This is a genomic window from Gayadomonas joobiniege G7, from assembly GCF_000300815.1.
Classification (GTDB): Bacteria; Pseudomonadota; Gammaproteobacteria; order Enterobacterales; family Alteromonadaceae; genus Catenovulum; species Catenovulum joobiniege.
Map to the genome: position 1 here is coordinate 1 of NZ_AMRX01000004.1, position 25,336 is coordinate 25,336.

Genomic DNA, 25,336 nt, shown 5'->3' on the forward strand with positions numbered 1-25,336 from the left:
GGTAAAGTCTTTGGTGCCAGATACACCGCCGAGATCTCGAGTTAGTGAATCTCCTTTTTTAAGGGTTTCACGGATGGCGTTACGTAAGCGAGCTGATTTATCTTTTAAGCCCAAATAATCTAACATTTGTGCCCCGGCCAGCATGGCTGAGGTTGGATTGGCGAGATCTTTACCTGTTAAGTCAGGGGCGCTACCGTGTAGAGTTTCAAATATTGCGCAGTCGTTACCTAAGTTTGCACCTGATGCAAGCCCTAATCCGCCGACTAAACCAGCGCAAAGATCTGAGATAATGTCGCCAAATAAATTCGTTGTGACAATCACATCAAAAATTTCAGGCTGCATGACAAGGTGCATACAGGTATGATCAATAATTAGCTCGTTGCTTTGAATATCTGGATATTCAGCAGCCACTGCCTGAGCTGTTTTTAAAAATAGACCAGAAGTGGATTTTAGGATATTGGCTTTATGAACTATTGTTACCCGCTTACGATTTTCTTTGCGTGCAAATTCAAACGCAAATCGCACGATTTTTTCACAGCCTGCACGGGTAATTTGACTGGTCACTTGTGCGGTTTCACCATCGTCTGAAATAAATTGGTTAATGCCAGAATACAAACCTTCAGTATTTTCTCGGATGGTCACTATATCAATATTTTGAAAACGTGAGCGAGTGCCTGGAAACGAAATCGCAGGCCTCTGGTTAGCATAAAGTTTAAAGTGTTTTCGGAGCGTTACGTTAATTGATGTATGGCCACAACCAACAGGGGTAGCCAGTGGACCTTTGATAACAACGCGATTTTTTTCAATTAGATCTAACGTACGTTGAGGCAAAATATTGCCCGTCTTTTTAAACGCTGTTTGCCCGGCATCGGCATAATCAAATTCAAAACCACAGTTTAATTTAGTTAAAACTTGTATAACGGATTCGATTACGCTGGGGCCTATGCCATCGCCAGGGATCACGGTTATATGTTGTTGTGCCATTAAGTCACCTTAAACAGATTAATGTGGTGTTTACCAATTTATCGGTTGATTGTCATAACTTAAAAATTGACCACTATTTTTTAATGACAAGTTCTGAATAATTTTTTTCATCCCAGAGACTGACTGATTCGTAGTGATAAGTGCATTTGGACCACCCATGTCCGTTTGAACCCAACCAGGATGTAATATAACCACTTTGATACCATCAGGTTTAAGGTCAATGCTTAGGCTCTTGCAGGCTGCGTTTAGTGCTGCTTTACTAGAACGGTAGATATAAGAGCCACCGGAAGTATTATCATCCAAACTGCCCATTTTACTGCTCAAAACAGCAATTTTTTTATCTTTTCCTAACATCAAATTGTTTGTTAATATCTCTAGCAGTTTTAGCTGTGCAATACAATTTATGGTCAATGTTTTTTGCCATTCTACCGCGTCTAATGAAGCAAACTGACTGCGCTCATCTTTGGGACCATAATATCCGGCGTTGCAAATAACGATGTCGATAGCCGTGTCTTTTAATAAACTTTTTAAGCCAATGATTTGCATTTCGTCACTGATATCTAGCGAAATGAGTTGCAGCTTCTGAGGATACTTAGTTAATAAAGCTTGTAATTCGGTCGCTTGCAAGGGATTTCGGGCACAAGCGATAACAAAGGCACCTTCGGATAAGTATTGTTTGGTAAATTCTAAACCTATCCCTCGGTTAGCACCGCTAATAAAAATTGTTTTCATCTGCTTATTCCACAATTTATTTTTCTTTAATTATATAACAAGGTGTGTATACAGAGCCGGGTAATTTCATTCGGCCTTGTTCTACAAATGCACTCAGCAAATTGTCTATCATTTGCATCAAGCTTGCATCTCCGTATATTTCGAACGGCCCATGTTTTTTAATTTCGTTAATACCTTGTTCTTTAACATTACCAGCCACGATAGCTGAAAAAGCTCGGCGTAAATTTGCTGCTAGACTCCGAGTCTCTTGATGCAAACTTAAATCAAGCTCAGCGATATTTTTATGAGTAGTCTCAAACGGCTTTTGAAAATCATGCGGGATTTTTAGTGACCAGTTAAAGTGATAGGCATCGCCAGTATTCCTGCGACAATTTTTAACTTCGCCCATATATGATTTTATGTGGTGAGCGACTGCAGCCGGCTCATCAATGATAATTTTATATAAGTTCGCCGCTTCATCACCTAAGGTGGCACGGACAAATTTATCCAATTCATCAAAGTAAGGAGCACTTTCGCTCGGGCCTGTTAAAACAATAGGCAGGCATTGAGTCTGGTTATCTGGATGCAGCATAATACCTAGCAGGTATAAAAGTTCTTCGGCAGTACCAGGCCCACCTGGGAAGATCACAACACCATGAGCAACTCGTAAAAAGGCTTCTAAACGTTTTTCAATATCGGGCAAAATCACTAATTCGTTTACAATCGGGTTAGGTGGCTCTGCTGCAATAATTGATGGTTCGGTTAATCCTAAATAGCGTGGTGCGTCACTGCGCTGTTTTAAATGGCCAATCGTAGCGCCTTTCATTGGACCTTTCATCGCGCCTGGGCCACAGCCTGTGCAGATGTTGAGACCGCGTAAACCCATTTGATAACCGACATCCTTGGTGTATTGATATTCGTGCTCACGAATGGAGTGCCCCCCCCAACAAACAATCATATTGGGATCTTTACGGGTGTGGAGAGCGCCCGCGTTGCGCAATATATCAAACACATAGTTGGTGATATGACTCGGATCATCTAAGTCGATTTTGCACTGAGTTTCAAGTCGCACACCAGTGAATAAAATATCGCGTAAAACATCAAATAAAAGCTCTTGAATACCTCGAATAAGCTCACCGTCAACTAATGCATGACATGGCGGATTGATTAAGCGCAGTTTAACACCACGCTCACGACGGATTACATCAACTTCAAAGTCACGGTACTGGTTATATATTTCAGCACTACTGTCGGTATGACTGCCAACATTTAAAACGGCTAACGTGCAATTGCGATACAAGCGATAAAGTGGACTGGTCGAAGATTGTTTTAATTTGTCGACTTCTAATTGGGATAACAGGTCCATACTGCCAAGCGGGTTAACTTCAACGATCATGTTAGGCTCCTTTTTATTTGCAAGGGGTTAGGTTTTGGCAATAACTTGATTTCGCCCCTGCTTTTTTGCTTGATAGAGCGCAGCATCAGCTCGATCAAAAGCGGTTTTTACGTCATCAACTGCTTTAAACTGGGTAATGCCAGCTGAAACTGTCACTGTCAGTTGCTCGTTTTTAATTTTGAATGGGATCTGGCTTATTTTTACTCGAATGTGATTCAGTCTACGTTCAATCTCAGCTATCTGACTTTCAGGAAATATTAAAACAAACTCTTCACCACCATAACGGGCGACAAAGTCTGTATCTCTTAACAGCTTAGCCAAAGTTTTTGCAATTACAGTCAGCACTTTATCACCGATTGAATGGCCATATTGATCGTTTACCTGCTTAAAGTGATCTATATCTAACATGGCTATGCATAAATGATGACTGTAACGAACCCAGCGTTTATATTCTAAATCAAGCCTTGCGTCTAATGACGCCCGGTTAGGCAACTGGGTCAATGCATCTTGCAAAGATTTGTATTTTTGCTCAGCTAATCTTTGTTGAAAAACTTGGCTCTCTTTTTCTAATTCCTCGATTCGTGAATCTAGTGAAATGAGCTGATCAGCCAAAAATTTATGCTCTAAGCGCTCTAATATTTCTTTTTCATTGAGTACATTAACCAACTCATTGATGCGAGCATTAATTTGGCTTTTTAGATTTGAAAGTGATTGAGCGGACGTTATATCTGCATTCATTTGATCTAGATTATTGTGCATTTTTTTATTTAGTTGCTCGCGTTCGTTGGACGTACGTTGGTGATTTTCAAGTGAGCAACTTATGGCGGTGTGCACAGTAGAAAGCGCGTCATTTAAATTGAATAAAAACTTTTCAGCAGAGGTGCGTTCTTCACCTATTCCTTCAACAATTATACGAATCACTTCAATGCAGCTAGTGACAAGACTCTGACTGTCATTTTGTGAAATCAGATCCTGCTGAATACTTTTTATCTTTTGGCTGGTTTTTTCAGGTAAATCAAGATGGCTCAAAATGGTTTCAAGTTCTTGACAGACAAGTGCACAGGTATCTCCATTATTTTGCATTGGTGTGGCACCGTCTTTGATTTTAGTATTGTCAGCGAGCGCAACACTGTATAAAGCCACTAATCGCTCTAAAGCTGGGACAAAATATCGTACAGACGGGCTGGCATCTGACAATTCCTGAATAAAGGAACGAAGATCGCGCCGAAGTTCGGCCGGCAGATTGCGAGCTTGCTGTAATTGTTTACTGGCATTGAGTAAGGTATCTTGAGTATTTTTTAAGTTTTGATTCAGGCGAGCTGATTGCTGATTAAGTAAGTTTTCTATCTCTTTTATTAACGGGAGGATCTTTTCAAGATCTGAATTATCAACTAATAATGCCCGCAAGCGCGCCAATCGGTTATCTAACTCAGTGTCTATGCCTGTACACAAATGACTTAGGCGAATAATAAACCTTGATAGCAGATTAAATTGGTTTTGATATGTTTTTTCCAAATTTTGTCTAGCTTGCACCGAGACAAATAACTTTTTTTTAAGCGCTTCTATTGCTTGCTCAGACACACTCAACCTCTAAAATCAGCCATCAAATTTATGTTAGATGTTATCTATAATAGCGTACATTGTGCCAATTAACTGTTTTTATTACTAAGTTTTTAAAATTTATTGTCTTGGCGTGCGCTCTGTTAATCTTTCACTAATGAGTGCTTGATGGGAGGCCCTGATTGGGTTTATGTCTAGCCCACCACGGCGGGTAAAACGAGCATAAACCCGAAGCTTTTGCGGTTTTAAGCGACTTTTAATATCACAGTATATTCGCTCAACACAATGTTCGTGGAATTCATTATGGCCACGAAAACTAATTAAATAACGTAATAACGCAGCGTGATCAATCGCTTTGCCTTGGTAATATATTTGCACACTTGCCCAATCTGGTTGTCCTGTCACTAAGCAGTTTGATTTTAATAAATCAGAGCTTAGCGTTTCTTCCACTAGCTCGTCGTCATGTATATCAGCTTGGTGTTTTAGCAGCTCGGGGGCATAATTGTATTCGCTTACATTGATGTCTAAATCATCAATACAAGTGCCAGCTAACGCGGACAGAGGGCGTTTGCCAAACTCAGCTAATGAGTACAAAATAACAGAGACCTCGCCACCACTGGCTTTTTTCAAGTCTCGCTGCATGATCTTTTGTAATTCATCCTGGTTAGCCAGTTTGGTTTGATTAAAGCTATTCAAATATAGTTTAAACGACTTAGACTCCACTAAATTGGGCGAATTTACTGCAAAATAAAATTCAGCAATTGCCACCTGAGGTTTGCCTTTTTTTGTCAACCAAGAGAGTTCAAAGGCGGTCCAAATGTCGTGGCCAACAAATGCATCATCCGAAAGTGATAGAGTATCTCGCATTAAACTTCTTGGCACTGACTGCAATAGACTTGCGTCATATTGGTCATTATACTCGGTTGCCTGACCTAGCTTTAACTGGCTCAACAGAACATCTGATTGTTTGGCTGACGTCATACACTTAAATTCTCTTGGTTTAAAAGGTTATTCTACAACATGCAAGAAACAATAAAAGACGCTTTAAAAGAATTTTTCAACCGCGCTCGGCAAACAAATCAACGCCAAATAGACATTGATCCGGACTGGTTGAGCCCTTGTTTAATCGATTTAGATAAAGGCACATGGCAGCCTGTGTGGCGGGATGCAGATCTGTCAAATATAGAAACAGCGTTAGCACTAACGTTAAATGACACAGTAAAACAATTTTACACTTCATGTTATGCCCCGTCATTAGATGCTTCGTTTAAAGAACATCAACTCACTTTACTGCAAGTTTGGAATGACGAGGATTTTGAGATTTTGCAGGAAAATATCATTGGCCATCTAATGATGAAAAAGCGGCTGAAACAGACGGCAACAATTTTTATTGCCAGTACATCAGATGATAATTTTTTAATTTCTGTTAAAAATACAAGTGGCGAAGTTGTCCTTGAGCCTGTGGGCAAAGAACCTGTCGTCGTTTTGGCTGATTCTTTGCCCGAGTTTATTAATCGTTTAACGCCAAGCGCTGAATAATTGCTTCTAACTCACCAATGCGAGTTTCTAATTTAGCGACCCTTTGCTCAAGTGTTTTTTCATTTTTTGCGTTTGGGGGTGATTGTTTGGGTTCTGTTTGGGATTTATTTGCTTCATGTTTGAGCCAGCTTTGATAATACTTGTCTGGCTCAGCTTTAAAGGCACTCACCGCTCGGGTTAATGCAGGTAATGGTGGAACAATCTCCATGCGATGTTTTACATTAGCAATTGAAATAGTTTTGCCTTCATGATGTAACTCACACAAATGATGCAAGACATGTTGAATGGCTTGTTCTTGTTTTGACATCAAATCATTCTTAGCTGAAAAAAGGTGGCAAAATATTAAGCAAACTGCGATGTCTGTCAATAGGTCATGCGACTTTTATTTGGTTTTTTCCAGCAAATTTTGCCGCATATAAAGCATTATCAACGCGCCTAAATATTTCTTCTGAAGTGTCTTGTTGCCACTTAGCACAGCCTATCGACACTGAAATATTTGCGGCTTTTAATCGCTCAGATTGCCTGATGTAAGAGTGGATTCGCTGAGCAATAATTTCTGTGGTTTTTAAATTTTCCTGGTCTATTAAGATAGCAAACTCATCCCCGCCAAAGCGAAATAAAAAATCTGTCTTGCGAGTCGCATGACCTAAAATTTCTGCGAAATTTTTCAGTACCTGATCACCAACTGCATGCCCATATTGATCATTTGCAAATTTAAAGTTGTCTAAATCAAAAAGCATGACGGCGAAGCTACTTTGATGGCGCCGACTCTGTTCTATCATGCGTGTCAACTGCTCATCAAAAAATGCTCTATTGCCTAATCCAGTGAGGTAGTCGGTGCGGTTGTTTTTTTCTAACTTGTATACTTTTACTGAGTTCAATATAGGTTGATACAATTTTTTCTGAAGGGCCAACAAAGTCGCCGTTTGACTTGCAGTTAAAGATTGCGAGCAACTGTAGCTTAATTGAGCAACAGAAGAATGCTGGCTGTCTAACGGCAAGCTAAGTGTTTTTTCATCGTCGACAAAGTTACTTGTATTAAGCGTTACCTCGGGATGCAAAAAGCGCACTCCTGTTATCGGTAAACGATACTGGACTTCGTTAATATAAAAAGCCAGTACTTGATTAATGTCAAGAGTGCTATGGAGACGATCACTTAGGTACTGATAGTCGGCAGGCTCAGTGCGCTTTAAAAAAAAGTGCTTTTTTAATCGGCTAAAAATATCCGACGATAAAGTATGTGTGTTTAAGATATCCATGGCAACCCAACAATAAAATACTCATATAGAGTATCCCTAGCTATTTTTGTGCCATGATGTTTTTTATCTTATAAGTCATAAATTTAGGACATTAACGCTGAACTATTGACAGCCATTGAGGCAATTCTAAAGAGCAGCGTCAAAGTTTTTACTCATCTGTCCCTTGAGCTTCTGCACGCAGAGGATCAAAACGTCTAACCTGCAAAATAATACCCATATCAGGGTGATCAAAATAATGGATCTCGGTCGAACGGATACGTCTATTTTGTTTAAATTTATATGGGTATAAAAAAGTTTGCTCGTGAGTTAAACCAGCAATTGAATCTCGTTGGTTGAGTTGTGTTTGAGTCGCTAAGTATTCTGGATGAGGGCCAGGCTTTCGAATTTGAAATTCACTTTGAATATATAAATAGTGCTCAAGATAAATTTTAAAAAGTCCATCTAGCAGCCAAACATCTGCTGATGTTTCACTGGTTTTATGATCTGTTTGGCGTTCACGTAAGTTTTGGTTTTTTATTGCCGCCGATAAATCAATTTCGCCCTGCGTAATTTGTTGCGTTAATTGTGTGACTTGTTGCATCATTTTTTCATGTTCTGATTCAGCAGTCAGTGTTTCGGCATTATTATCAATAACGCTTGAAGCTTGCATTTTATTATCATTTTTTATCGGTTGGCCTGCGGGTGTATATAAGCGCTGGTAGTTTCTACCTGCCAATATCCGCCAAGGTAACTCCGCTTTTTCGGCACCAATCGGCTGACGCCACGCAATGTGTAACAGGGGTTGCATATCTTTTCGCCAGCGTAGTTTGGCATACATATCTTTTAGTTCTAAATGTTCTGGATCTAGTAAATAGGCACCATTTTCTAAAACTAAACCTTTTTGATATGGATGGGTGGGTATTTTATCTATAAAAATCGATTGCTCTAATGCCAGCCAGTTTTCACGTTCAGGATTAAACATACTTGGTTCTGGCATCTGGCAAAAAGTTGCATAACTCCACGCAGGTTGGTCGCTATAAAATAAAATAGATTGCCAATAAAAGTCGTTTTCTGATTCGCTGTTTGTATTGCAAGCGGGCAAGAGCTTTCGGGTCTGCGCCGGATCTAAAACAATGGCTGGTGTAATAAGATCATTAAAAGCTTGTTTGGTGAAGTCGCTGGCCGTGACAGCAAAAAGCTCTTGCTGAGCTTCTTGTTGGGCTGTGTGTTTGAATATAAGCAATTCTATTTCGAACCAGCGCTGATCGCTGATCACCTCAGCAGACAGAGATAAAAGTATAACAGTTACAAAAGCTTGCAAAGTTTTTTTCATAATGATCCTAAGCGGACTGTTTTTGTTCAAATTGGCTGATCATAGATTCTACCAGTTTGAAACGCTCTCTGGTATCTTCCACTGACAGGTTAAACCTTAGTTTATCAGCACCACCCATGCTGTAGACCCTAGGTTGACTCTGAATCAAACCGATAATAAAAGCGGGATCAACTTTAGTTGCTGGCGAAAATTCTATATACCCACCTTTTGGACCAGCTTCGATTTTATTAATTCCGAGTCTAGCGGCTTTTAGCTTAAGTGATGCTATTTTTATTAAATTTTTTGCAGCATCTGGCAATAAACCAAAACGGTCTATCAATTCCACTTGAAAATCATCCAGCTCATTTTCATTTTTGCAACTCGCTAATTTTTTGTAGAGAGATAAACGGGTATTTACATCAAATATATAATCGTCTGGAAATAGGGCTGGAGCTCTCAGCTCAATATCCGTTTGTTTCTGTAACATACTATCTAAAGATGGTTCTTTTCCTTGTTTTAATGACTCAACTGCTTGCTCGAGCATTTCCATATATAAACTAAAGCCGATTGAGCTAATTTGTCCACTTTGATCTTCGCCCAACAATTCACCGGCCCCCCTTATCTCCAGATCGTGAGTAGCCAGCGTAAAACCTGCACCTAAATCTTCTAACTGAGCAATAGCGTCTAATCGTTTTACGGCATCTTTAGTCATGCGTTTAGGGTGTGGTGTCATTAAATAAGCATATGCTTGGTGATGGGAGCGTCCAACTCGGCCACGTAACTGGTGGAGCTGAGCCAGACCAAAATTATCAGCCCTGTCTATAATGATAGTATTTGCGCTTGGTACATCAATACCTGTTTCTATAATTGTGGTGCAAACAAGCACGTTAAATCTTTGATGATAAAAATCGCCCATCACACGTTCCAGTTCTCGCTCTCGCATTTGTCCATGGGCAACAATAACATTGGCTTCTGGCACTATCGCCTGAATTTCCGCTGCCGTTTTATCTATGGTTTCAACCGAGTTATGTAAAAAATAAACTTGGCCACCCCGCATGATCTCACGAGTAACAGCTTCTTTGATTAATTCATCATCTTTTTGACGGACAAAAGTTTTAACCGCCAATCGCTTTTTCGGTGGCGTCGCAATAATAGATAAATCTCTCATTCCGCTCATAGCCATATTTAAAGTACGCGGTATCGGCGTTGCTGTGAGGGTTAAAATATCAACATCGGCACGACGTGATTTAATAAGCTCTTTTTGTTTAACACCAAATCTATGCTCTTCGTCTACAATCAGAAGACCGAGGTCGTTAAATTTGATGTTTTTTGATAAGAGTTTGTGGGTGCCAATGACTAAGTCCACTTGTCCGGCCGCGAGTGCTTCTAAAACCTTGTTTTCTTGCTTGCTGCTATTAAAACGAGACAGAACTTCGACTCGAACAGGCCAATCGGCAAACCTGTCTTTAAAGTTTTCAAAATGTTGTTGAGCAAGCAGAGTGGTGGGAACCAATACAGCCACCTGTTTGCCTGAGTTAATCGCAATAAAAGCTGCCCGCATGGCGACTTCTGTTTTACCAAAACCCACATCACCACATACTAATCTGTCCATAGCGTTATCCGATTGCATATCAGCAATCACATTGGTAATGGCGTCTTTTTGATCCTGAGTTTCTTCAAAAGGAAAGCCGGCACAAAATTGCTGGTAGTCTTTTTTATCTAAGGAAAATTTAAAACCGGGTTTTGCACTGCGACGCGCATAAACATCCAACAGGTCTGCTGCCACATCACGAACTTTTTCTAAAGCTTTGCGTTTTGCTTTATCCCAACTATCACTGCTGAGTTTATGTAAAGGTGCATGTTCGGCATCACCACCAGAGTAGCGAGAAATTAAATGCAATGAGGCAACAGGTACATATAGTTTAGAATCAGCATATGCTATGGTGACAAATTCGGTTTTAAGGCCACCGGCATCTAAGCTTTGCAATCCGATGTAGCGCCCAACACCATGATCTATATGAACTACAGGTTGATTCTCTTTTAACTCCGCGAGGTTCTTTATCACGGATTCGCTTGAGGCACTTTGACTGCGACTGCTCGAACGCCTGCGTCTTTGACTAATTTGTTGGCCTAATAATTCCGCTTCACATATGACTGCAATCGTTTTGTCGTGGCTGCGGCATACAAAACTATGCTCTAGTTCACTGACCGTTATCGCTGGCTTGCTGGTGGGCTTACGTAAAAAAGATAATAGATCTGGGCTGGCTGTCACTTTGATCTTGGCTTGTTTTAATAGCTCAATCACACTTTCTCGGCGACCTTGTGACTCGCAACTAAAAATCACTGAATCCGCGGATTTTAAAAAATCTTGCAGCTTTTTATAGGGGGTCGAAAGTTGTGCTTGAACCGCAATGTCTGGTATCGCTTGACAGGCAAATTTAACCCCGTGGTTGGTGTTTTCGTTCGAAGTAGTTATGTTAAGCTCTATGCGGGCAAATTTTTTTAACTCTGCAAAAGCTTCTTCTACACGTAAAAATAAATCATGTACTGGCAGGATAGGGCGCTGTTTATCATAGCGTCGGCTTTCGTATCGTTTGCGCACATCGTCAATAAAACGTTCGACTGAATCATGCAATTGATGGTTAAACAAGATTTGGCAGTTCGCTGGCAAATAATCAAATAAGCTGGACGTCTTCGTAAAAAATAGCGGTTGGTAATATTCTATGCCTGCGGGCATAATTTTTTTACTGACCTGATAATATATAGAGTCTTTATCTGTGCTAGGTTCAAACTTAGCACGCCAATTCACTCGAAAGGTTTCAATACCAGCATTATCCGTTGGAAATTCGTGGGCTGGTAATAGATTGATTGCTGTGATAGGTGCTGAACTGCGTTGGGTATCTGGGTCAAATGTCCTAATTGAATCAATTTCGTCATCGAATAAATCTATTCGATATGGTTGTTGACTACCCATAGGATATAAATCTAATAAACTACCTCGAACACTAAATTCACCATGCTCCATCACTTGATCAACTAAGCGGTAGCCGGCTTGAACAAGGCGTTCGCGCATTTTTTCCAGCGCAATTGAGTCGCCTTGATTTAACAATAAACTGTGCTGATTAATAAAATCAACGGGTGCCATGCGCATCATAAGCGTATTGGCCGATACAATAAAAATACCTTTTTTTTGAGTCAGTTTATGTAGAGCTTGCAGGCGTTGTGAAATAATATCTTGATGGGGCGAAAAGTTGTCGTAAGGGAGTGTTTCCCAATCAGGAAAATAATGCGCGTTTAGCTGGTGAGGTTTTAATAAGCTATTAATTTCTGCAGCCAAACGTAACGCGCTAGCGGTATCTTTTTCAACCACCAAAATAGGTGCATCTGCGGTTAAACTCAACTCGCTGATTGCAACAGCCAAACTGCTGCCAGGAAAATTTTGCCAATTGCTTAATTGGCCTGATTTTAACGTCGGTTGTGGTTCAAGAATGCTAGTTAATTTCATGCACAGATCTAATTGTTAAATAGTATTCGCAAGTTTAATCAAGTTTTTAGTGAAACCCAAGTCTAGGTTTTAACTGCGCTAGCGAAAGAGTCAGCTCAGGGATCAAAATACAGTTTTGCGAGGGCAGCTTATGGTTTATATTACTCACTCATGGTTTTCCCTAATAGCAAAGGAGATAGGCATTTATGTCTGATATATATGAAGTAAATCGAGAGACTTTTGATGAAGTCATGTTACCTAATTATGCCCCATTGGCAGAGATTCCTGTACGTGGCGATGGCTCACGTGTTTGGGATCAGCATGGGCGCGAATATATCGACTTTGCTGGTGGTATTGCTGTGAACTGTTTAGGTCATTGTCATCCAGCGCTGAATAAAGCGTTAAGAGAACAAAGCGAGCGCCTTTGGCATGTAAGTAACATATGGACGAATGAACCCGCACTGCGTTTAGCTAAAAAGCTGGTGGAGGCAACATTTGCCGATAAAGTTTTTTTCTGTAATTCAGGCGCCGAGGCGAATGAAGCCGCACTGAAACTTGCACGCCGCTATGCGTTTGAAAAGTTTTCGGCGGATAAAGATCAAATTATTGCATTTAAAAAATCCTTTCATGGACGTACTTTTTTTACGGTTACCGCTGGCGGTCAGCCTGCATACTCTGATGGTTTTGGTCCAAAACCAAGCGGCATTGAGCATGCAGAGTACAATGATTTAGCTTCGTTAGCAGCCCTTATTTCGGATAAAACCTGTGCAGTGATTTTAGAGCCCATGTTAGGCGAGGGTGGAGTGTTACCCGCTGAAAAAGCGTTTTTAGAGGGCGTGCAAGCTTTATGTAAAAAACATCAAGCCTTGTTAATATTTGACGAGGTGCAAACAGGGTTTGGCCGTACTGGTGATCTCTATATGTACCAAGGCTTAGGGGTAACACCTGATATTTTATCAACGGCAAAATCGTTAGGTGGTGGGTTTCCAATCGGCGCTATTTTAACCTCAGACGAGGTCGGGAAGTATTTAAAATTTGGTAGTCATGGCACTACATACGGTGGTAATCCACTTGCTTGTGCGGTTGCCGAAGCGGCATTTGATATCGTTAACCAAGCAGATGTTTTAGCGGGTGTTAAAACGCGCGAGTTAGAATTTCGTCAAGCGCTGGACGAAATCAACCAAAAACACCAAGTATTTTCCGAAATAAGGGGTGCAGGATTGTTATTAGGGGCTGTGCTTAAAGAAAAATATCAAGGGCAGGCACGAGAGTTTGTTATGGCAGCCGGTGAGCAGGGATTAATGTGTTTAGTTGCTGGCGCGAATGTGGTGCGCTTTGCGCCTTCGTTGATAGTGGAATCACAGGATATTGCTGAAGGTATGAAACGCTTTGAAAAAGCAGTGGCAAGAGTATTAGCCGCTGATAAAGTTTGATTAACCATAGGTAAAGCTGGTTAAGCGGCTCGCTAACCAGCTTGTTTAACTGTAGGGCTTAATCTTTACTAACGCCTAACAGTTCATGATATTCTTTACGTATCTGGCCCAGCTCTTTTAACTGAGGTTTGATATTATCCACATTACCTTGTGATAACTGTAGTTTAATTGCTGTGATTGCAACTTTCAGTTTTTCCATACCTTTATCGAAGTTTTCTTGATCTTCAGGGGCAACCTTTTGCTGAGCAGCAACATTGATATGTTTCTCTAGCTCTGCCAGCAACATCTTTTTATCTTCGATGCTTTCAGCTTTACGCAATTCTTTAAAAGCACCACCCATGCCCTCCATTGCGTGATGTAACGGATCTGGTTCACTACAAGCAGTAGCTAATGCAGCAATCAGTGCAGCGCTAAATAACATTTTTAATTTCATAATTTCCCTCTCTCGTGGATATAACTTATGGTTATTGAGTTAATTTTGTTAGTTGACTTCAGTTTCACAGATTTTTAAGTACAGGGTCAAGCATCAATATATAAAAATCACATTTTATTTTACATAGGTGTCAAACAGCAGCTAAAATTTGCCAACTTTTATTTTTGAGATAGACACATGCCTGTTAATTTACCTGCAATTGAAAGTTTGACCTTACATCCGGTTAAAGGTGTCCGCTTAGGTTGGGCCGAAGCTGGCATTAAAAAAGCAAATCGTAAAGATATTGTTGTTATGGAGCTCGCTGCTGGCAGCCAAGTTGCTGGCATATTCACACTTAATCGTTTTTGTGCTGCGCCTGTAACCATATGCCGCCAGCATTTAGCCGCGACATCAAATATGCGTGCTCTAGTAATAAATACAGGTAACGCAAACGCTGGGACAGGTGAACAGGGCATGCAAGACGCCATACGAACCTGTCATGCGGTCGCTGAATTATTAGAGATTGATGCTGAACAAGTATTACCTTTTTCAACTGGTGTTATTTTAGAACATCTACCAATGGACAAGCTGTTAGCCGGTTTACCACAAGCAGTCAAACAGTTAGATGAGGCTAACTGGCTTGCTGCTGCATACGGGATTATGACAACAGATACTGCCGCCAAAGCTTATTCAACTCAGCTCAAGTTTGACAGCCAAACAGTTAATATCACAGGTATATCTAAAGGTTCAGGCATGATACATCCCAATATGGCGACCATGCTAAGTTATTTAGCGACCGATGCTGAACTCTCAACGGAGTTATTAAACGAAATAACCAAAGAAATAGGTGACCGATCATTTAATTGTATTAGTGTCGATGGGGATACATCGACCAATGACTCTTTCATCATAATGGCGACAGGCCAATCAGGTGTTCGTTTTGAGTCGCGCTCGGATGCTGGTTTTGAGCGCTTTTATCAAACACTGCTAACAGCCGCCCAAGTTTTAGCACAAGCCATAGTGCGTGATGGAGAAGGCGCTAGCAAATTTATTGAAGTTTCGGTTCATGGAGCAAAAAGTCTAGCCGAAGCTAAAGCAGTAGGTTTTGCTATTAGCAAAAGCCCGCTGGTAAAAACGGCATTTTTTGCTTCTGACCCCAATTTAGGCCGTATTTTAGCGGCGATTGGTTACGCTGGACGAGAGTGTTCCAGTTTAGACGACTTACAAACGGAGGCAATAAAACTTTATTTAGGCGATGTATTGGTCTCGGAAAATGGCGGCAGGGCTGTCTCTTACCAAGAAGCTGATGGCCAGGCCGTAATGGATCAGGACGAAATTAAGATCAGAGTTGAATTAAATCGAGGCCAAGTGCAAACGTCAGTTTGGAGCTGTGATTTAAGTTACGAGTATGTTCGTATTAACGCTGATTATCGAACATAAGTTTTGCTTATTTCGTTGAATCAGAACATCGGCAAATGGGGCGCTAATAAATCCCCATTTCCGGTGGGCACACAATATTAAAAATGCTAAATGCGCCTATGCTGGCCCAATCTCTAGCATCATCTATATCGTCGGCTTGTATACGGGCTTCTTGAACCGTTTGCATTGGGGCCAATTCATCTGCTGTATATAAATGGGCGTAGCCATTTAATAAAGATAAACGGCATGATATAAACATTAATTTTTGCAATTGGCTGTCACCGGGCCTGTGCTGACTTGCGACCAGTTGTGTCATATACGACGGTAATTGCCAATGTCTAAATAGTGCGGCCGTTAGGTCAGCATAAGTAAAACCTAAAACTTCAAGTTGACGCTCGTAAGGTAAAACATTTTCTTCTAATTGATCGCAGGCGATCGCTTTATCAGGGCTTACTTGAGCAACAACTAGCTCACCTATATTATGCAATAATCCGCAGACGAATAAGCCCTCGCCATTTTTTTGGCGGGTTTTTTTTGCCAAATATTTAAAAATAAGTCCTGCATAAATGCTGCAGCGCCAGTGGCGATCAATGTCGATGGCAGAAGTATCCAACGAGCGCAAAGTTTCGGCGGTGCTACTGGCTAGTAATAAACTATAAACGGCGTCCATCCCTAATACATTGACAGCTTTAGGGACAGTATCTACTGAAAATGAGAGGTTGTATAAAGCGCTGTTAGCCAATTTAAGCATGTGGCCTGTGACCATAGGGTCGTAAGCCAAAACCTCTGATATTTCATCTATGGTGGATTTTTCATCATCCATCATTTCTTGTATCCGCACACAAGTGTCCGGTAAGGCACAAGCAGAGCTGGCTTTTTTGAGATAATCGTTAATGGTCATTTTGTTTCCTCTACCAGTGTTATTGGGTTACTTGAACTACAGTCACTGGCGGTCGTAAACTGAATCTGTACAGGGGGTGCTAAATTACCCTGCAGATCGTAAATATTAGTCACTTCCAATCTGTAATTTGCATCGTCCATTAACACAGTTTGAGGATAAAAATATATGCTTTTGCCGTAAGATTCAATCTCTAGTCTTACCCTTTGTTTATCGCTTTTTTGTGTAATTAAATAAAACTCTTTATTTGACAAATACCTGCGGTCAATTTCCTCGTTAAAACTAAATTGTATATTATTTTGAACACAGACTTTTTGCTGGCCGTTTTCGGGCCAACTTGAAATAATTGAAGGAGCCATAGTATCACCATGGCGAGGCGCAGTACCGGCTTGATATTCGTCTAAATCACTGATGCCATCATTATCGGTATCTGCAAGTGTTGCATCTGTGAATAAAATGGCTTCTTCGCGATCGGATAAACCATCTGCGTCAGAGTCTGTACTACTGGTCGAACTCTGCAACTGGCTAATTTCGTATAAATCGGAAACGCCGTCACCATCAGAATCATCTAATGCATTGGCGGAAAAATTGATGATATGTTTTTCTCCATCTACCGATACTAACTCAGCAGTTAGCGCCTGGTCGGCGAGAGGGTAAGCAATAATCTCATAGGGTGCGGTTGAATCTTGGCCAATGAAAGTATCACCTTGATAAAACTCAACATGAGTAGGTTTTTGGCTGCTGACCTGAGCTTGATAGCTGATCCGGACATTGAATGGACTATTTTGTGTCACACTAAAATTGACAGGGTCAGTTAACTGTACATTTGCTAAATCACTTGCGTTGCTCGGCAAAGGTATTAATACCTGATATTGTGCCATTAACAAGGAGTCCGAAGACAATAAATATAGCTGATCTGCGTCCAAACTTATTGCGGAAATCTTACCTTTAGTTTGTTTTGAAATATCTAAAGTTTGTGTGTTCGCTAAATCGGATGCAGGTTTAAAAATTAACTGCTGGGGTTGATTTGCCGAAACTATGACGAGCTGCCCAGTTTGAGCGTATATTTTTTCGCCTTGCAGCGAATAGTCTTCATAAATAACTTTAAAGTTGAACCCTAAAGGTAAATCAGCGTTTGTTGCAGTGCCAGCTAAAGCGGGTTCTATGGCAACAGCTTGGTAACCGGAAAACTCAGATAAAATATGCAAAACATTATTCTCGTCAATCAGCATATCTTTAACGCCGTAGGCTGGATATATGGCGGCTTGATCTAAGTTGGTTACATTTTCGCTGCCCACGATTTGTATGCCTAATTCTGAATACAACGCCAGATAGCGGTTATTGGTTGCCAACTTGGTATACACTTGGTTATTAAACGCGCGAACGATCGGGTAAAAACGTTTTGTTTTATCGTCAAATAAAACAAAATCCAAACCACCATATTTGTTATTTAATAACAGGTGACTGCCAGAGAGCACAAAATCTGTGATTTCACCTTGCAGTTGAATTTCATCAATTAAGTTCAGCGTTTGCTGTTTTACATTAAATGCTTTCAACCTGGCTGGTTTTTCTAACACAAAAAGGTGATTGCCTTGCAAAATCATTTTACCCATCGGGGCCGCACTGTTATATTCCGCTTTTGTTCTAAAACTGTCAAAAGCATCTAGTATCCGGATCCCCAAGTCATCAGTAACATAAAGCATATTCGCATTATGTAACAAGTCATTGGCTGGCGTTGGCAACAGGGTTTCGAGTTTGACGGTAGTGTTAAATTCATCGCTTGTTTTAATAACAAACTCCAGTTTTATTTCACTGCTTGCACCCTGTTTATCAGTGACTTTAAATATTGCGCTGTCACGACCACTAAAACCGGTATTGGCGTAATAACTAAACGTATTATTCACTAACTTAAATAGACCATTGGCTGGTTTGTCTAATAATTCTATTTGCAAGTCGGTATCGGTATCGTCTTTGAATATTTGACTTAGATCTATGTTGCCATATTGGTAAAAGGTTAATTCGGTGGTTTCGCTGTACGGTGGACTATTGATAGCCGAGAGTGTTAAATAAACTCTTGTGCTGGCAGACAGCCCTTGTTTGTCTGTTATCTTATAGTCAAAACTATCATTTCCTTTTTCTGTGTAGCTTCTGGTGAAGCTGAAAGCACCATCCGCATCCAAAGTAACAGTGCCGAGTTTGGCTGGATTCACTAAAGAGACAGTTAACTCGTCACCATCCGGATCCAAGTCATTGATTAATACACCTTGAGCGCTCGTTATATGGTTAGTTATTGCCGTGAATGTATAATAATCAGGTTTCGCTAGCGGGCTATCATTGACGGCAGTGAGATCAATTTGAACCGTGGCACTACTTTTTAAATCATCTGCCATTAGCCAATAACTAAAACTATCGGAACCAAAATAATTTGCACTTGGAGTGTACTGGAAGCTGCCGTCCTCGTTTAATATCAAAGCGCCGTGTACAGGGCCCTGCTTCAGGTTCACCGAATAGCTCAAACTTTCGTCGATGATATCATTCTCGGTTAGTTGGCCATTGATGGCGGTATCTTCTTTGCCGCTGAAAGCATCGTTAACGGCTGTTAGCTCTGGAACTGCTTGGGCAAAGTTGATTGTAATAATTGCATTGTCTGTCGCGCCTTGTGGGTCTTTAACTTGGTATTCGAGCTGATATTGACCCGTAGCTAATTGCTTGTCGGCTGAGATCAAAACAGAACTTTGCAGTAGCTCGGCTTTCAAATCCGGGGTGCCTAAAACGGTGATTTGGCTGATAGTTAATGGTTCCAGATCCGGATCACTATCATTTGCGAGCAGTTCTGCCCAAGTTAACTCCAGTTCCGAGTTTAAATGCTTGTCAAAATTGAACTGATCATCGCTTGCAATAGGCGCATCATTTTGCGCAGCGATCATAAATTTTAAACTGCCGTTCGCTGTGGCCTGATAGGTATCATGTAAACTAATTTGCACTTGATCTTCGCCGCTAAAATTTGCGGCTGGCTGATATTCAAAATCGCCATTTTTAAAGACTTTTAGCTGTCCATTGTGTGCAGTCTGATAAGTTTGTTCATTAAAGTGTACCGACTGTTGCTCTGGGTCGGTTGCATACCCTGCAAGCTGGCCTGTTAAAAGTTTATCTTCGTCACCATAAAAGGTTTCGGTTTGTAAGCTGGGAGGGTGATTGCCAATAAATAGAAGATCTGAAAAGGCATCTTCACCGTGGCTACTGATCCCGGTTACTTTAATTTCATAATCGGCAAATTCATCGGTTAATAAAAATTGGGTCTCCGAAAGCGCTAATTTTTGTGACCAAAGCTCACTGCCGGCTTGACGCCAATAGACGTTAAATCTCTGATAAGCATTATTAGGCGCTTGCCAATCCAACTGTATGCCTTGGCTGCGCTGGTAATTTAATTGCTCAATTTTAACCGTTTGCCAGTTAATTGAGGCAGAGGTCAACAGTGCGATTTGCTGGTTATTGATGTCAGCTTCACTCTGTAGCCATAACTCTAAAGTAATGGGTCCTTGTTTTAATCCAAAAGATAGTGGGTTGATACCGGTTATCGTTGTATTTAAGTCGTTTATCGTGCAGGGTTCACATATTAGTATGGCAACCTCGGTTTCAGCAAAAGATAACCATAAACGCGCTGGCACAATGTCAATAAACTGGGTATTTAATTGAACGAAAAAATTTCCACTCATCCGCTCTTCTAAGTGGTTAAGCTCGCTCGTTAATTGAGTTTGCACAAGTGATAAATCATTGGGCAGGTCAGCCATGTCTGTAGCGAGTTTGCCCGATGTTGGAGGTATTATTTGATAGGTTTGTGGTTGACCATCAACAAAAAGGGACGGTTTAGCCAACGTTGTAGGTGTTGTTTGTGATAAATCAATCTCTGTAGACTTAAAGTCTGGGCTCGCGGTGGGAGATTGATTATCACAACTTACGAGCAAACTACTTAGCGAAAGCAGAAGCGTTAATTTTTTTAACTGTGTAACCACACCCATTATTCCACCACATCTACGGTTGTTATTTAGTTCTGTTAATTGGCTTTAGTATAAACTGAGTTTATTAATAAGTTTAATTTAAAAACCATTTTTGCTGTGGAAATTGCCTATCTAACACCCATAAGGTAAACTGCAGCCCCTTCATATTCACTGCTGTGCGCCTCATTTAACGCTTATTTCGGGGCTGCAAGCACATTTATTGTATAATTTGTAGGATACTTGTGGACACCTTCTTAACTTCAACATTAAGTGTAGCGGTTGCCGAAATTGGCGACAAAACCCAGCTTCTGACGCTTTTTTTAGTCGCCCGTTATCACCGGCCGCTTGCAATAATTGCTGGTATTACAGTGGCCACTTTGTTTAACCACGGCCTGTCTGCTTGGTTGGGTGACTCTATTATTGATTTTATTCCGCAAGCTTGGGTATCTTTGATTTTAGCGATTAGCTTTATTTTGCTTGGACTATGGCTGCTAATTCCGGACAAAGAGGAAAGTGAAGACTCCAACTGGTTTAAATATAATGCTTTTATAGCCAGTTGTGGGCTCTTTTTCATTGCTGAAATTGGCGATAAAACCCAGCTTGCCACCGTATTGTTGGCCGCAAAATACCAAGATTTATGGTTAGTTACTGCTGGCACTACGTTAGGCATGTTAGTGGCAAACGTTCCAGTAGCCTATACCGGGCAGTGGTTGTTGCAAAAAATCAATATGCAATGGGTGCATTTTTTTGCCAGTGCTATTTTTATCATTACCGGCATTGCCACATTAGTTTTTAGTTGAGGCATTTGACGATGCGAACCGTATTATTTGGGCTAATTGTATCGCTTTTTTTAGGGCTGAAAAACTCTGCGTGGGCATACCAGCTTGGAAAAATGACAGCGTTTAAAGGCTCTGAACTCTGTCAGCTGGCCGACAATACCAATGAGTATCTCGCGCTGGGTGTTGAATTTGATCAAAAAGCCATTCATGGTGGTAGCCTCAACAGCCGGCAATTTTCGTTAGATCAGGTTAAAAAGACACTGGAATTTATTTGTCACACCTATCGACAAGATGTGCGGGCCAAACGCCAAAGTCGTTTGCATGACGCTGCTTTCATTGAGCAGAATTTTGAACTGGTTCCATGGTACCCTGAGCTTGAGCGTGCGCGTCAAATTGCTGCTAAAACCGATAATCAAGGGCGCAAAAGCCTGCTCAATCGTATTCCCGAAAACAAAATATTATTGACTAAATATTATGCCAAAAAGATAACGGGAAAAGCTCAGCCAGTCGAGCCATATGTACATGCTTTATATAGTTTGCCGTATGACGAAGTAGGCTTGACTGAAGATCAGGCACAGATACAAAAAAACAAACTAACAAGGTTTAAATATAGCCGCCAGCAAGTCATGCGCGGAGTGATAGATACACAAAAGCTTGCTCCGCCGCTAATTTATGTTACCGAAGCAGCTTTGCATGACATCTTGTTGCAAGGGACAGCGGTCGTGAAGCAAGGTGACAGCACCCGTTATTTTAATGTCGATAGAAATAACGGTATAGATTATGATTATGCCGCTGAAAAGGACCAGCAAGCAAGATATTGGTATTTTCGTGAAGTACCGGGTGTGATGGGGTACGGGAAAACAGCGAAGCGCAAAATTCAAATCTATCCACAAGTGACAGTTGCTGGAGATGTCCAGCAACTTGGACTGGGTAAATTAATTGCGCTAACTTACAAACAAGATCAACAAACAGTTACTCGCTTAACACTATTAGCAGATGAGGGCGGCGCGTTTAAAAATAACCTGTTTCAATTAGATCTTATGGTCGGTTTTTATCAAGGTTGGCGTGACTACCACGCCGCGAATCAGCATTTGCCTGATTTTGTGCAAGCACATATTTTATTGCTGAAAGACAGTGATGAATAGCCAGAATATACAGCCAGCGGTCCGCTCGTTAAGTGAGATATTGAAGCGCCATCAGAGTTGCTGGAATTTTGTGCCGTTTGCCCAACGTCAAATACCTTGGGGTAATAAAAAAATTGATGAAATTGTCGCTCAGTTCAGCACGGAAGCAGATAGTATTGTGCAACAAGGTTTGTTAAATGCTGTATTCACAGATTTAAAATCTTGGTTAGATGCATATCAGGCGAGTTTAGAATCAGTGCTGCACTCACCGTCAAATATATTACCTGAAATACCTTTTTGGTTAAAAAATGGCATCCATGGCCGTAAAATCGAGCAGATAAAAGCACTTTCTAGTCAACTGCAAGGGTCTGACAAGATCATTGAGTGGTGTTCAGGTAAAGGCCATCTTGGTCGTATTTTGGCCTACCAGCATAATATTTCAGTGACAAGTTTAGAATGGCAAGCTCATTTATGTCAGCAGGGCGAAGCACTGGCACAAAAATATCAACTTGCACAGAAATTCTATCATACGGATGTTCTGCAAGATGATTTAAGTTTTTTAAATAGCAAATATCCACTGGTGGCCTTGCATGCCTGCGGTGATTTGCATTTAAAATTACTGCGTCAGGTTCAACTTTTAAAATCACCACAAGTTTATCTTGCCCCCTGCTGTTATCATTTAATCAATGATGAGCTTTACACTGGAGTGTCTGAGTTTGTTAAAAGCAAGGGGTTAGCTGTAACTAAAGCCAAGTTAAAGTTGGCAGTGCAGGCACAGGTGACGAGTGGAGAGCGCATTAAACGATTACGCAAAACCGAAGTCGTCTGGCGGTTGGCCTATCAGGCGCTTCGGGAAGCAATCACGGGTGATGACAGCTACAAATCTTTGCCGTCTGTGCAAAAAAGTTATTTTAGCGGAGCGTTTAAAGACTTTGCACTATGGGGTTTAGCTCATCAGGGGCTCTCTTATGATCGGCCAATCCAAGAGTCATTGTGGTTGCAAAAAGGTTTAGAACGGCATAAGTTTATTCAAATGTTAGAACGTGTGCGGCATGTTTTTCAACGGCCGCTTGAATATTGGTTGGTATTGGATAGAGCATTGTTTTTAGTGGAGCAAGGTTATCAGGTTCAGGTGAACGCTTTTTGTGATTACGCCATCACCCCAAGAAACCTATTTATTCGTGCCTCACTTTAGTTAAGGAAACCTTGCATGAAACAAGTGTTACCGCCAGATTGGTTGAACTGGTTACAAGAGAATCTCCAGCGTGGTTGCGCGCTCGCTGAGCTAATTGATATTTTGAGGAAAAATCAATTTTCTGAGATCGCAATAAAACAGGCTTTAGTCTCAGCAAAAGGCCAAAAAAAACCCACAATCACCCTTCACAAACAGTTGCAAGCGGTTTCAAATGTTTTAGATGCAAGTTTAGCCGAGCGGCTTTCCGCACAAAATCTTCAGTTATATTGTCAGGACCAGTTTTTAGCGAAAAATGATTGTGCGCATTTAATTGAGCTCATCAAACGCAATTCGCACCCCTCCCAATTGGCTTCGGAAACCTCTGACACTGCTTTTAGGACGAGTCGAACCTGTGATTTGGGCATTTTAGACGATGCCGTAGTCGCTAAGGTAGATCAAAAAATCAGTCGCTTTTTAGGTCTACCAACAGGTTATGGAGAGGTCATGCAAGGGCAACATTATCGGGTAGGCGAGGAGTTTAAAGCTCATACCGATTATTTTGATGCAGACGAACTGATTTATCATGGCGGCCAAATGGGTCAGCGTACTTTCACTGTGATGATTTATTTAAATGATGTCATCGACGGTGGTGAAACTTATTTTGTCCATTCAAAACTTGCGCTAAAACCTGTGCAAGGACGGGCGCTCATCTGGAATAATTTAACCCTGGATGGGGCTCTCAATGGTGCCAGTCTGCACCAAGGAAAACCCGTGCTTTGTGGCGAAAAATTTATTATTACAAAGTGGTTTAGAACTCGAACAAGTGCCTAGATTTGGCCGTTTAGACGTCTAGACGTAAAGCAATTGACAAAAGCAGCCGATCGCGAGACAATTTGCGCCCTTTATCAGTGTTTTGGAGCCATTGTAATGCCTATCAAAATTCCCGATCTGTTGCCTGCTATCAAAGTTTTGAATCAGGAAAACATCTTTGTGATGTCTGACAGTCGAGCGATGAGTCAGGATATCCGACCATTAGAATTGGCAATTTTAAACCTGATGCCGAATAAAATCGAAACCGAAATACAGTTGATGAGGTTGTTAGCGAATACACCGTTGCAAGTTAACATCGACTTATTACGGATAGATATGCATGTGTCTAAAAACACCCCGTCATCGCATATGAACACTTTTTATCACTTATTTGATGATGTTAAAAACAAAAAAAATTACGACGGTTTGATCGTGACTGGCGCGCCTTTAGGTCTGATTGATTATCATCAAGTTAAGTATTGGGATAAAATGTGCGAAATTATGGATTGGGCAAAAAAGCATGTGCAATCAACCGTCTATCTTTGTTGGGCTGCACACGCTGCTTTATATCACCAATACGGTTTGCAGCGTGGTATTCGTGAAAAAAAACTGTCAGGTATCTACAAACATAAAACTCTCGATTTGTTAGAACCGCTAACGCAAGGATTTGATGACTATTTTTACATGCCTCACTCGCGTTATGCCGAAGTGCCGTTAGACGCTATGCTGGCACATCCAGAACTTAATGTGCTGGCAACATGTGAAGAGGGCGGAGCCTTTTTATTGGCGAGTAAAGATAGGCGTAGTGTATTTATTACCGGACATGCGGAATATAATGCGGATACACTGGCTGAAGAATATTGGCGGGATAGTAAAAAAGGTTTAAATCCTGCACTACCCGAAAACTATTTTCCACAAGATGATCCGGAACAGACACCGATCAACCTATGGCGTAGCCATGGCAATCTTTTGTATTGCAATTGGTTAAATCATTATGTTTATCAGGCGACGCCGTTTGATTTGGCAAAATTATCAGATGCCTAAACGGACCCTTGGTTTAGGTGT

The 25,336-nt window shown here is 41.0% G+C and carries 20 protein-coding genes; 8 read left to right on the forward strand and 12 right to left on the reverse strand.

Annotated features, from left to right (window positions below; genetic code table 11):
• The 5 genes from C727_RS0106775 to queF form a co-directional block, all read right to left on the reverse strand.
• Positions 1 to 984 (reverse strand): isocitrate dehydrogenase (locus C727_RS0106775; RefSeq protein ID WP_017444872.1); only part of this gene is annotated, 984 nt, incomplete at its 3' end.
• A gap of 30 nt (positions 985 to 1,014) precedes the next feature.
• Positions 1,015 to 1,716: an SDR family oxidoreductase gene (locus tag C727_RS0106780; RefSeq protein ID WP_017444873.1), complete on the reverse strand. Its 702-nt coding sequence runs from the start codon at positions 1,714 to 1,716 to the stop codon at positions 1,015 to 1,017.
• Positions 1,717 to 1,732: 16 nt separating this feature from the next.
• Positions 1,733 to 3,091, reverse strand: coding sequence for a nucleotide 5'-monophosphate nucleosidase PpnN (ppnN, locus tag C727_RS0106785; RefSeq protein ID WP_017444874.1), 1,359 nt, complete (start codon positions 3,089 to 3,091; stop codon positions 1,733 to 1,735).
• Between the two features lie 27 nt (positions 3,092 to 3,118).
• Positions 3,119 to 4,672 carry a GGDEF domain-containing protein gene (locus tag C727_RS0106790; protein ID WP_017444875.1) on the reverse strand — a complete coding sequence of 518 codons (1,554 nt, stop codon included), beginning with the start codon at positions 4,670 to 4,672 and terminating at the stop codon, positions 3,119 to 3,121.
• Positions 4,673 to 4,771: 99 nt separating this feature from the next.
• Positions 4,772 to 5,632: an NADPH-dependent 7-cyano-7-deazaguanine reductase QueF gene (gene queF / locus C727_RS0106795; protein WP_017444876.1), complete on the reverse strand. Its 861-nt coding sequence runs from the start codon at positions 5,630 to 5,632 to the stop codon at positions 4,772 to 4,774.
• Between the two features lie 39 nt (positions 5,633 to 5,671).
• Here queF and syd point away from each other — a divergent pair, with 39 nt between their 5' ends.
• A complete protein-coding gene (gene syd, locus C727_RS0106800; RefSeq protein ID WP_017444877.1) occupies positions 5,672 to 6,190 on the forward strand; it encodes a SecY-interacting protein in 519 nt (172 codons plus the stop codon).
• On the opposite strand, the gene C727_RS0106805 is transcribed toward syd, so the two are convergent.
• The 4 genes from C727_RS0106805 to mfd form a co-directional block, all read right to left on the reverse strand.
• Complete coding sequence (locus tag C727_RS0106805; RefSeq protein ID WP_017444878.1) at positions 6,162 to 6,497, reverse strand: hypothetical protein; 336 nt, start codon at positions 6,495 to 6,497, stop codon at positions 6,162 to 6,164. The two genes, syd and C727_RS0106805, sit on opposite strands and share 29 nt — an antisense overlap.
• Positions 6,498 to 6,561: 64 nt before the next feature.
• Positions 6,562 to 7,449 (reverse strand): GGDEF domain-containing protein, encoded by an 888-nt coding sequence (locus C727_RS0106810; RefSeq protein ID WP_017444879.1) that lies wholly within the window; start codon positions 7,447 to 7,449, stop codon positions 6,562 to 6,564.
• 148 nt (positions 7,450 to 7,597) lie between these two features.
• Positions 7,598 to 8,761, reverse strand: a complete 1,164-nt coding sequence (locus tag C727_RS0106815; protein WP_017444880.1) for a CsiV family protein — start codon at positions 8,759 to 8,761, stop codon at positions 7,598 to 7,600.
• Positions 8,762 to 8,768: 7 nt separating this feature from the next.
• Positions 8,769 to 12,245 carry a transcription-repair coupling factor gene (gene mfd, locus C727_RS0106820; RefSeq protein WP_017444881.1) on the reverse strand — a complete coding sequence of 1,159 codons (3,477 nt, stop codon included), beginning with the start codon at positions 12,243 to 12,245 and terminating at the stop codon, positions 8,769 to 8,771.
• 185 nt (positions 12,246 to 12,430) lie between these two features.
• On the opposite strand from mfd, the gene C727_RS0106825 reads away from it, so the two are divergent.
• Positions 12,431 to 13,657, forward strand: coding sequence for an aspartate aminotransferase family protein (locus C727_RS0106825; RefSeq protein ID WP_017444882.1), 1,227 nt, complete (start codon positions 12,431 to 12,433; stop codon positions 13,655 to 13,657).
• 58 nt (positions 13,658 to 13,715) lie between these two features.
• Here C727_RS0106825 and C727_RS0106830 read toward each other — a convergent pair whose 3' ends face one another.
• Positions 13,716 to 14,090 (reverse strand): cytochrome b562, encoded by a 375-nt coding sequence (locus C727_RS0106830; RefSeq protein WP_017444883.1) that lies wholly within the window; start codon positions 14,088 to 14,090, stop codon positions 13,716 to 13,718.
• Between the two features lie 177 nt (positions 14,091 to 14,267).
• Here C727_RS0106830 and argJ point away from each other — a divergent pair, with 177 nt between their 5' ends.
• A complete protein-coding gene (gene argJ, locus C727_RS0106835) occupies positions 14,268 to 15,509 on the forward strand; it encodes a bifunctional glutamate N-acetyltransferase/amino-acid acetyltransferase ArgJ (protein ID WP_017444884.1) in 1,242 nt (413 codons plus the stop codon).
• A 43-nt stretch (positions 15,510 to 15,552) separates the two neighbouring features.
• On the opposite strand, the gene C727_RS0106840 is transcribed toward argJ, so the two are convergent.
• Together C727_RS0106840 and C727_RS0106845 are read right to left on the reverse strand one after the other, a co-directional pair.
• Positions 15,553 to 16,389, reverse strand: a complete 837-nt coding sequence (locus C727_RS0106840) for an HDOD domain-containing protein (RefSeq protein ID WP_017444885.1) — start codon at positions 16,387 to 16,389, stop codon at positions 15,553 to 15,555.
• Entirely contained in the window at positions 16,386 to 20,405 is a 4,020-nt protein-coding gene (locus C727_RS0106845) for an Ig-like domain-containing protein (RefSeq protein WP_017444886.1), read from the reverse strand. Before C727_RS0106845 ends, C727_RS0106840 begins: the two co-directional genes overlap by 4 nt.
• Before the next feature lie 221 nt (positions 20,406 to 20,626).
• On the opposite strand from C727_RS0106845, the gene C727_RS0106850 reads away from it, so the two are divergent.
• From C727_RS0106850 to C727_RS0106870, 5 genes are all read left to right on the forward strand, one after another.
• Positions 20,627 to 21,184: a TMEM165/GDT1 family protein gene (locus tag C727_RS0106850; protein ID WP_017444887.1), complete on the forward strand. Its 558-nt coding sequence runs from the start codon at positions 20,627 to 20,629 to the stop codon at positions 21,182 to 21,184.
• 92 nt (positions 21,185 to 21,276) lie between these two features.
• Positions 21,277 to 22,308, forward strand: coding sequence for an acetate--CoA ligase (locus C727_RS0106855; protein WP_155949187.1), 1,032 nt, complete (start codon positions 21,277 to 21,279; stop codon positions 22,306 to 22,308).
• Positions 22,301 to 23,482: a methyltransferase gene (locus C727_RS0106860; protein ID WP_017444889.1), complete on the forward strand. Its 1,182-nt coding sequence runs from the start codon at positions 22,301 to 22,303 to the stop codon at positions 23,480 to 23,482. The genes C727_RS0106855 and C727_RS0106860 overlap by 8 nt, the downstream gene beginning before the upstream one ends.
• Before the next feature lie 15 nt (positions 23,483 to 23,497).
• Positions 23,498 to 24,292 (forward strand): prolyl hydroxylase family protein, encoded by a 795-nt coding sequence (locus C727_RS0106865; RefSeq protein ID WP_017444890.1) that lies wholly within the window; start codon positions 23,498 to 23,500, stop codon positions 24,290 to 24,292.
• A gap of 96 nt (positions 24,293 to 24,388) precedes the next feature.
• The gene (locus C727_RS0106870; RefSeq protein WP_017444891.1) at positions 24,389 to 25,315 is read left to right on the forward strand and encodes a homoserine O-succinyltransferase; all 927 of its coding nucleotides are present in this window, start codon (positions 24,389 to 24,391) and stop codon (positions 25,313 to 25,315) included.
• Positions 25,316 to 25,336 lie beyond the last annotated feature (21 nt).

Coding starts and splice junctions, on each gene's coding strand:
- C727_RS0106780 (WP_017444873.1), bottom strand. CDS start 1,716: ATGAAAACAATTTTTATTAGCGGTGCTAACCGAGGGATAGGTTTAGAA.
- ppnN (WP_017444874.1), bottom strand. CDS start 3,091: ATGATCGTTGAAGTTAACCCGCTTGGCAGTATGGACCTGTTATCCCAA.
- queF (WP_017444876.1), bottom strand. CDS start 5,632: ATGACGTCAGCCAAACAATCAGATGTTCTGTTGAGCCAGTTAAAGCTA.
- syd (WP_017444877.1), top strand. CDS start 5,672: ATGCAAGAAACAATAAAAGACGCTTTAAAAGAATTTTTCAACCGCGCT.
- C727_RS0106805 (WP_017444878.1), bottom strand. CDS start 6,497: ATGTCAAAACAAGAACAAGCCATTCAACATGTCTTGCATCATTTGTGT.
- C727_RS0106810 (WP_017444879.1), bottom strand. CDS start 7,449: ATGGATATCTTAAACACACATACTTTATCGTCGGATATTTTTAGCCGA.
- C727_RS0106815 (WP_017444880.1), bottom strand. CDS start 8,761: ATGAAAAAAACTTTGCAAGCTTTTGTAACTGTTATACTTTTATCTCTG.
- mfd (WP_017444881.1), bottom strand. CDS start 12,245: ATGAAATTAACTAGCATTCTTGAACCACAACCGACGTTAAAATCAGGC.
- C727_RS0106825 (WP_017444882.1), top strand. CDS start 12,431: ATGTCTGATATATATGAAGTAAATCGAGAGACTTTTGATGAAGTCATG.
- C727_RS0106830 (WP_017444883.1), bottom strand. CDS start 14,090: ATGAAATTAAAAATGTTATTTAGCGCTGCACTGATTGCTGCATTAGCT.
- argJ (WP_017444884.1), top strand. CDS start 14,268: ATGCCTGTTAATTTACCTGCAATTGAAAGTTTGACCTTACATCCGGTT.
- C727_RS0106840 (WP_017444885.1), bottom strand. CDS start 16,389: ATGACCATTAACGATTATCTCAAAAAAGCCAGCTCTGCTTGTGCCTTA.
- C727_RS0106845 (WP_017444886.1), bottom strand. CDS start 20,405: ATGGGTGTGGTTACACAGTTAAAAAAATTAACGCTTCTGCTTTCGCTA.
- C727_RS0106855 (WP_155949187.1), top strand. CDS start 21,277: ATGACAGCGTTTAAAGGCTCTGAACTCTGTCAGCTGGCCGACAATACC.
- C727_RS0106860 (WP_017444889.1), top strand. CDS start 22,301: ATGAATAGCCAGAATATACAGCCAGCGGTCCGCTCGTTAAGTGAGATA.
- C727_RS0106865 (WP_017444890.1), top strand. CDS start 23,498: ATGAAACAAGTGTTACCGCCAGATTGGTTGAACTGGTTACAAGAGAAT.
- C727_RS0106870 (WP_017444891.1), top strand. CDS start 24,389: ATGCCTATCAAAATTCCCGATCTGTTGCCTGCTATCAAAGTTTTGAAT.